The following is a 6,803-nucleotide window of genomic DNA, read 5'->3' as shown; positions in this document are numbered from 1 at the left end:
GTATTAATGAATCTGCTGATGGAGTCACAATTCCATACATTGAATTAGATGCTTGGGGAGATGATACCAATATTTCTATCATTGCAAGAGATCAAATCCGTTTTACTTCTGGAGGTATTCAAGCAATAAATGGAAGTACGCAAGATAAAAATGTTTTGGTTCACAGTCAAACTCAAGGAATTTTAGATCCTGAATATATTTATGGTGAGGGCGTAATTATTCAGTTAAAAGCTAAACAATCTATTAATTTGGAAAGTCAAGCAAAAAAAGGACAAGTAGGTGCTCCTAGCTATTTTTATGGGATTTTTTCACGCAGAAAAGCTCAAGTGTCGTTATGGTCAGAGGAAGGTAAAAACAGTATAAAAATTAGTAATGAAGATCAATCACCTAGTCAAATAATGATAGATGTAACTGGAATTTATGGTTCTAATATTAGGATGAAAGCAGAACGTAATGAAATTTCTATAGACACATTTAATGCTCTAAACAAATACCTTATTTTTGCAAATGAAAAATCAATAAATGATCAATTCTCAATAGAATTACGTGCAATGGAAAGTGATAACTTTTTAACAATACTAACTACGAATACTAATCAAGATTATGGTAGTCAGACAGCTATTGAATCTATACAAGGAAGTTCAGTATTGTTATCAGCGGAAAATGGGAATAATAAAATTAATATTGGTGATACAACAATTCAACCTACAGAATTACAAGGTAATGTATGGGCAGTACAGGGAATTGTTAATGCGAATGCTCGTGTTGATATGAAAGCAAAAAATAATGAAATTTCTATCTATGCACCAAATGCTAGCTATCAATCACTCATCTATAGCGGAGGAGATAATAATACAGATGTTTTGTTACAAGCTGCATCAGGAAGTAATAATTTAGCGATTACTAGTAATTTGGGTGAAAATAGAAGATTTGAATTAGTGTGGGGAGATCTACAAGGTAAAGTGAATCTCAGTGCAGCGCAAGATAATATTATCCAATATAATGGTAAATTGAATGTTGCTATTCCTACAACACAAGAAGAGTTAGATAAGAATAGTACTTTTATACGTGGTGTATTTTCTTGGGCTAAGGGTGAAGTGAATCTTGAAGCACAAAATAACCGTATTTTGATTCATGGGGATAAGGATGGAAAAGGACTTGGTGTTGGTTATAAACCGATATCAGACAATAATGAATATGACTTTTACACTCATGGTTTATTTGCAAGTAATGTGAAGGAAGAGGGGTATAAACCAGAAGATGAAGGTATTAGTAAAATATCGTTAACTGCAAGCAATGGAAATAATGTGGTCGATATCAATATCCGTTCTCATGGTGAAATCTCTGGAATAACGGCACAACATCAAGGTGAAATCACATTATCAGCTACAGATGAAAACCAGATTCGCGTGATTAATCCAGAACGCGATACTCCATTAATGGATTTGCATGCGAAAGATCGAGTTAATGATGTGGGAGAATTGATGAGTGGAGATAGAACTTATCGTATGGGTATTTATTCGAGCGCTGATAGTAAGGTAGTACTGCAAGCAGCGAGAAATTTCATAGAGATTGGTGGTAATCCATTACTTCAAACGGCGATTGGTGTTGATGGCAATGCGACAGCAGATATTATTGCAGAAAATGGTACGAATACAGTAACAGTGAATAATGCAGTATTAGGTTCAACAGGGTTATTAGTTCTCCGCTCAGCTATTTATTCTCAAATTGAAACACCAAATACAACGCTTAAATTAACAGCCACAAAAGGCAATAACATCATTCAAATGCAAGGTGATAATGCTGATATTGCTGTAGTAGAAAACTCAGAAGTGCTTAAAAAGACCAGTGATTATCTTGATAAATTTGGTAGTGCAGCGCTTTATGTGAGAGAAGAAGGTTCAACAGCAACGCTTACTGCAAAAAATAACCTCTTATTGCATACAATACCAACAGAAACAGGGGCATTCAGACATTATGGCGCTTATGTTGAAGATAAGGGTAAAGCGACGTTAATTGCTCAAGAAATTAACCAAGTCAGTGGTGCAGATACTGGGGCTTATGCGGCTTTAGAAGGTAAGATTGATTTTACTGGAAGAAATAACTTACTCAGTGCTAAGAAATTTGGCGTGATTGCGCAAGATAAAGGACAAGTGAGTTTATTAGGGGAAATCACAAACCAAGTGACGGATGCAGAAGTCGGGTTATCTGCTGGTGGTGAAGGTGTAGTGAAGATGCAAGCACCACATAACTTACTAAAAGCATCACAAATTGCGGCAAAAAGTGTTACGCAAGGTCAGATTACTGTAGATGGCGAATATAGCATTGAAGCACCGGTGGCGGCGATGGCATTATCTGGCGGTCAAATTGACTTCAACTATCATAAAGCGAGCCATATTACAGGGGATATGTTGGCGTCAGATAAAGGTCAGATAGCAGTGAAATCCTCAGGCAGTACACTTTTTATGGAAGGTGATAGTGAAGCCGTAAATGGTGGGGTTATCCAATTAGACTTAACCCCGAGAAGCACCTTGGTGGGCAGATTAGATAATTTTAATGCTTATGGCACCGCAGCGCATCAAACGTTATTCCCATTTGTCCGTTATACCCCGGCAGAAACCCAAGCCCAATCTGCAGGTCGAATTCATCTTTTCTTAGATAATGATGCATTATGGAAGATGACAGGCCAAAGCTGGGTCAGTGAAGTAGGTGGTACTGGTACGGTTGATATAAATAGTCAAGATGAAGGACGTGCTTTACATATTGATAAACTTGCTGGAGCAAATCGCTTCTTAATGCGTTTAAACAAAGATGGCGTACACAGCGATATGCTCTATATCAAAGAAGGGACTGCGGCAGCACAAGATGTGGTGATTAAGAATGAACGGGAAGTGTTAGACAGTATGGATTACGGAGAACGGTTACGTTTTGCTACCGTTCAATCATCACAGAATGAATTTGTTGCTGGCAAAGTCTATTCAGATGGCGGACGCTTAATGGAACAAGCGTTAAAAGTAGAATATTCCGCGCAAGAGAGTGACCCGGATAATCGCGAAGCTTATAACCTTGCTTTTAATGGTGGTGAAGCGATGAGTAAAGAAAAACCGGGCGATAGCTATGCGAAAGCGACCTATGGCGGTGAAGGCAGTCAAAATGTCTATTTAGTCAAATATAAAACCAACACACCAAGCCGTAATAGCCAAGATATTGGTCGTATAGAAGATGCGGCGGCACGCTATGGTTTTATCTTGGATACTTACACCAAACGAGAAGGGGAACGCGCTTATTCACTCAATGACATTAAAGAAGGGGCGTGGATAAGAGGCACGCATACTCGTTTAGAACAAGATGACCGCTTCCGCTTAAACAGCAATGACTATGAAATTGGTTATGACAAATTCAGAAAGAATGAAGCAGAGAAGAAACAAAAATGGGGTTTAAGTTTCACCTATGGTTATGCGAAACATAATATAGAAGATATGTTATTCAAAGGCCGCATAGAAAAATATCTGCTCAGTCTTTACAACACCAATCAACGTAATAATGAGGAAGGCGATAACAGTTATTACAATGACAACGTGTTAAGAGTGGGATTATTGCGTAACAAATACCAATCTATTATGAATAATGGCGAGCTATGGGGTAGCGGCCGTTATAAGAATTATCTCTTTACCGCCAGCACCGAACATGGTTATCGCAAATTTATGGATGATGAGAAACGTTGGTATATGGTACTGCAAGCGCAACTCCAATTTGCTTACTTAACCGGTGCCAACTATCGCACCAGCAATGATATTGACGTTAAACTCCGTCATGCGAAAAGTTTAATTGGCCGAGTTGGCGTGGATATTGTCAGATTATTAGATGAAAGTGGTGATAATCGACTTTATGCGAAAGGCAATATCATGCATGAGTTTTTAGGCAAACACCGCTTTAATGCGAGCGACCGTACTGGAGATTACCAAGCGAGTTGGAATACGAGAGGTACGTGGTATGCAGTTGGTGTCGGTTACAACGCGCATGTCAGTGAAAAGACTCATGTGTTCATTGATGCCGAAAAAGAGTTTGGTCATGGCAGAGCAGGGTCTTACAACATTCGTTTAAGTGCTTCATGGCAGTTTAAGTAATCGAGCAGTAAATATTAAACAATACTCTCTATAAATAGAATAAATCACCTTATTCAAGAAAACGGAATAAGGTGATTTTTTATCATCATTCAATGCGGTTATGAGCATTGATATAAGCTTGTAAACGTTCTCGTTTACCAATAGAGAGAACTAAAATTGTAATTTCATTATCATTCACTTCATAGACAAGTCGGTAACCTGAAGAACGTAATTTTATCTTGTAGGTTGCGATTGAGAATCCACTTAATCTATCGGCTTGAATATGAGGATTTTGCAATCGTTCAAGTAATTTTTTCTTTAGTTGGGCTTTTATTGGTTCTGCTAACTTTTTCCACTCTTTTAATGCCTTTTCATGGAATTTGAAGCTATAAGTCATCAATATTTACCTCAACAAACTTACCATTTTTCTTACGTTCTGCGATGGTCTTTGCGATTTCTGCATTTTCTTCTAATTCAAGAAAATATTCGAATAATTCTGGGGTGATGCAATAAAATGCAGGTTGGTTACGATTGAGAATAGCGATTGCTCCATTACCAGTAGCGTTATAAACCGTTCCCATAGGATCACGTTTGAGTGATGTTATACTGGCAACGGTATCAGTATGAATTTTATGGATATTATTCATTTTTTCTCTCTCCTATTCTATTAGCAGAGCATATAATAGCACTCTTTAGAATCTTTTAAAAAATTTAATTAAAGCAAAATGGGACGAGCTGACAATATCATTTAGATTGTATTTTGATTATCTGATTGAAATGGTGAATAACTATTTTCTATGAAAAAGAAAGTAAAAATAGCCAAATTGCATTACAATAACCTCCTTTGTTAGCAAGTTACTATTTTGTTACAAGGCATAAACTTAATTATTTACGAGGAAACAATGAAAAAAAGTACATTAATTGCAATTTTGATTGCTATCGTTCTAGGTTTTACAGTAATGGGCAGCTATAACAGTTTAGTGCAAGCAGAAGAAGATATTGATTCTGTATGGGCAAATGTTGAGTCACAATATCAACGTCGTGCCGATTTAATTCCGAACTTAGTGAATACCGTTAAAGGACAAGCAAATTTTGAAAAAGAAACTTTGACCAACGTAGTTGAGGCAAGGGCTAAAGCGACACAAATCAAAATTGATCCTGCTAATATGACTGAAGAACAATTAGCGCAATTCCAAAGCCAACAAAATCAAGTAGGTTCTACACTGTCACGTTTATTAGCTACTGTTGAAAACTATCCACAATTAAAGGCGAATGAAGGCTTTTTAACACTACAAACGCAATTAGAAGGAACTGAAAATCGCATTAATGTGGCGAGAAATAACTTTAATGCAGCAGCAAAAGAGTATAACAAAAAGATTCGTACTTTCCCGACTAAGTTAGTGGCAATGTTATTTGGTTTTAATGAAAAACCTTATTTCAAATCAGACGCTGGGGCAGAAAAAGCACCAACAGTTAATTTCAATTAATTGTAAGAGCTCATAATGTTTTTATTTACGCAACCTATTGATAAAAAAGCAATTGAACAAGCAATTTCGTTATTGGAGAAACAGACCTCTGCGGAATTGCGAGTTTATATTGAACGTAAGATGCCCAAAGCACAGAGCAGTAGTATTGAACGTGCAAAGGCATTATTTACTGAATTGGAAATGGAAAAAACAGCGCAACGAAATGGTGTGTTGATTTATGTTGCGTTGCAATCGAAACAGTGTGCAGTGATTGGTGATCAAGGGATTGATCAATATGTAGCCGCAAGTTTTTGGCAACAAGCATGCGATTTAATTGTGGCTGGTGCAAAGCAAAAACAACATACGACAGGTATTGTTAATGCGATTCGATTAATTGCTGACTGTTTAGCGCAACATTTCCCTTATCAAGCCGATGATCGTAATGAATTACCAAATGATGTGGTGATCAAATGAAAAAGTTAGTGTTATTGATTTGGTTATTGTTGTTAGCATTTGGACAAGCATTAGCGGATAGTTATCCTCCAGTACCACAACCATTTCGTTATTTGAATGATTATACGCATACCTTAACGCAACAACAGCAACAAGTGATTGAGCAGCAATTGGTGAATTATAGCCAAAAGACCAGTTCACAAATTGCCGTTGTGATGATTCCTTCCACTGGCAGTATTGAAATTGCCGATTATGCGTTTACTTTGGGAGATCGTTGGGGCATCGGGCGTAAAAAACTGAATAATGGTGTATTAATGCTAATTGCGAAAAACGATCGCAAAATTTTTATTGCCACTGGACAAGGGCTTGAAGGTGCGCTACCTGATGCCTTTTTAGGTAAAGTCATTCGTCAAGTGATCACACCAGCATTTCGTGAAAATCGTTATGCCACAGGGATTGCCGAAGGTTTGAAATATATTATGGCTGCTAGCCAAGGTGAATTTAAACCAGAGCAATTACAAGAAGAAGATCGTTATGATTTTATTCCATTGTTAATGGTAGCGTTTTTCTTTTTAGTGGTCTTTTTAAGTGAGCGACATAAAGGTAGAACTTATGTCAGCCCAAGATCACGTCGTGGTGGCGGCTTCGGTGGTTTTGGCGGTTTTGGTGGAGGCGGCAGCAGTGGTAGTAGCGGCGGCGGATTCGGTGGCGGCAGCTTTGGCGGTGGTGGCGCTGGCGGCAGCTGGTAACTCTTCTAGGTAAGATTGGTTTATCCATA

General features: G+C 37.7%; 6 protein-coding genes. 4 read left to right on the top strand and 2 right to left on the bottom strand.

The annotated features are described in order from the left end of the window. Positions 1 to 4,127: autotransporter outer membrane beta-barrel domain-containing protein (locus QS62_RS12035; RefSeq protein WP_066104467.1), on the top strand; the 4,127-nt coding region annotated here is incomplete at its 5' end. 85 nt (positions 4,128 to 4,212) lie between these two features. Here the strand turns inward: QS62_RS12035 and QS62_RS00865 are convergent. Together QS62_RS00865 and QS62_RS00860 are read right to left on the bottom strand one after the other, a co-directional pair. Next, positions 4,213 to 4,503 (bottom strand): type II toxin-antitoxin system RelE family toxin, encoded by a 291-nt coding sequence (locus tag QS62_RS00865; protein WP_066104463.1) that lies wholly within the window; start codon positions 4,501 to 4,503, stop codon positions 4,213 to 4,215. Beyond that, entirely contained in the window at positions 4,493 to 4,753 is a 261-nt protein-coding gene (locus QS62_RS00860) for a type II toxin-antitoxin system Phd/YefM family antitoxin (protein ID WP_066104460.1), read from the bottom strand. Before QS62_RS00860 ends, QS62_RS00865 begins: the two co-directional genes overlap by 11 nt. A 255-nt stretch (positions 4,754 to 5,008) precedes the next feature. Between QS62_RS00860 and QS62_RS00855 the strand changes: the two genes are divergently transcribed. Genes QS62_RS00855 through QS62_RS00845 form a run of 3 tightly spaced genes read left to right on the top strand, consistent with a single transcriptional unit; the run spans position 5,009 to position 6,774 of the window. Further along, the gene (locus QS62_RS00855; RefSeq protein WP_066104457.1) at positions 5,009 to 5,593 is read left to right on the top strand and encodes a LemA family protein; all 585 of its coding nucleotides are present in this window, start codon (positions 5,009 to 5,011) and stop codon (positions 5,591 to 5,593) included. A 15-nt stretch (positions 5,594 to 5,608) separates the two neighbouring features. After that, on the top strand, positions 5,609 to 6,046 hold the full coding sequence (locus tag QS62_RS00850) for a TPM domain-containing protein (RefSeq protein WP_066104454.1): 438 nt from the start codon (positions 5,609 to 5,611) through the stop codon (positions 6,044 to 6,046). Continuing rightward, positions 6,043 to 6,774: a TPM domain-containing protein gene (locus QS62_RS00845; RefSeq protein WP_066104451.1), complete on the top strand. Its 732-nt coding sequence runs from the start codon at positions 6,043 to 6,045 to the stop codon at positions 6,772 to 6,774. Before QS62_RS00850 ends, QS62_RS00845 begins: the two co-directional genes overlap by 4 nt. Positions 6,775 to 6,803 lie beyond the last annotated feature (29 nt).

Source organism: Gallibacterium salpingitidis (genome assembly GCF_001678495.1).
Taxonomy (GTDB): domain Bacteria; phylum Pseudomonadota; class Gammaproteobacteria; order Enterobacterales; family Pasteurellaceae; genus Gallibacterium; species Gallibacterium salpingitidis.
This window is presented reverse-complemented; position numbering and strand designations above follow the sequence as displayed.

What these genes read in the sequence shown, in the direction of transcription:
- QS62_RS00865 (WP_066104463.1), bottom strand. Translation starts at nt 4,503, where the DNA reads ATGACTTATAGCTTCAAATTCCATGAAAAGGCATTAAAAGAGTGGAAA.
- QS62_RS00860 (WP_066104460.1), bottom strand. Translation starts at nt 4,753, where the DNA reads ATGAATAATATCCATAAAATTCATACTGATACCGTTGCCAGTATAACA.
- QS62_RS00855 (WP_066104457.1), top strand. Translation starts at nt 5,009, where the DNA reads ATGAAAAAAAGTACATTAATTGCAATTTTGATTGCTATCGTTCTAGGT.
- QS62_RS00850 (WP_066104454.1), top strand. Translation starts at nt 5,609, where the DNA reads ATGTTTTTATTTACGCAACCTATTGATAAAAAAGCAATTGAACAAGCA.
- QS62_RS00845 (WP_066104451.1), top strand. Translation starts at nt 6,043, where the DNA reads ATGAAAAAGTTAGTGTTATTGATTTGGTTATTGTTGTTAGCATTTGGA.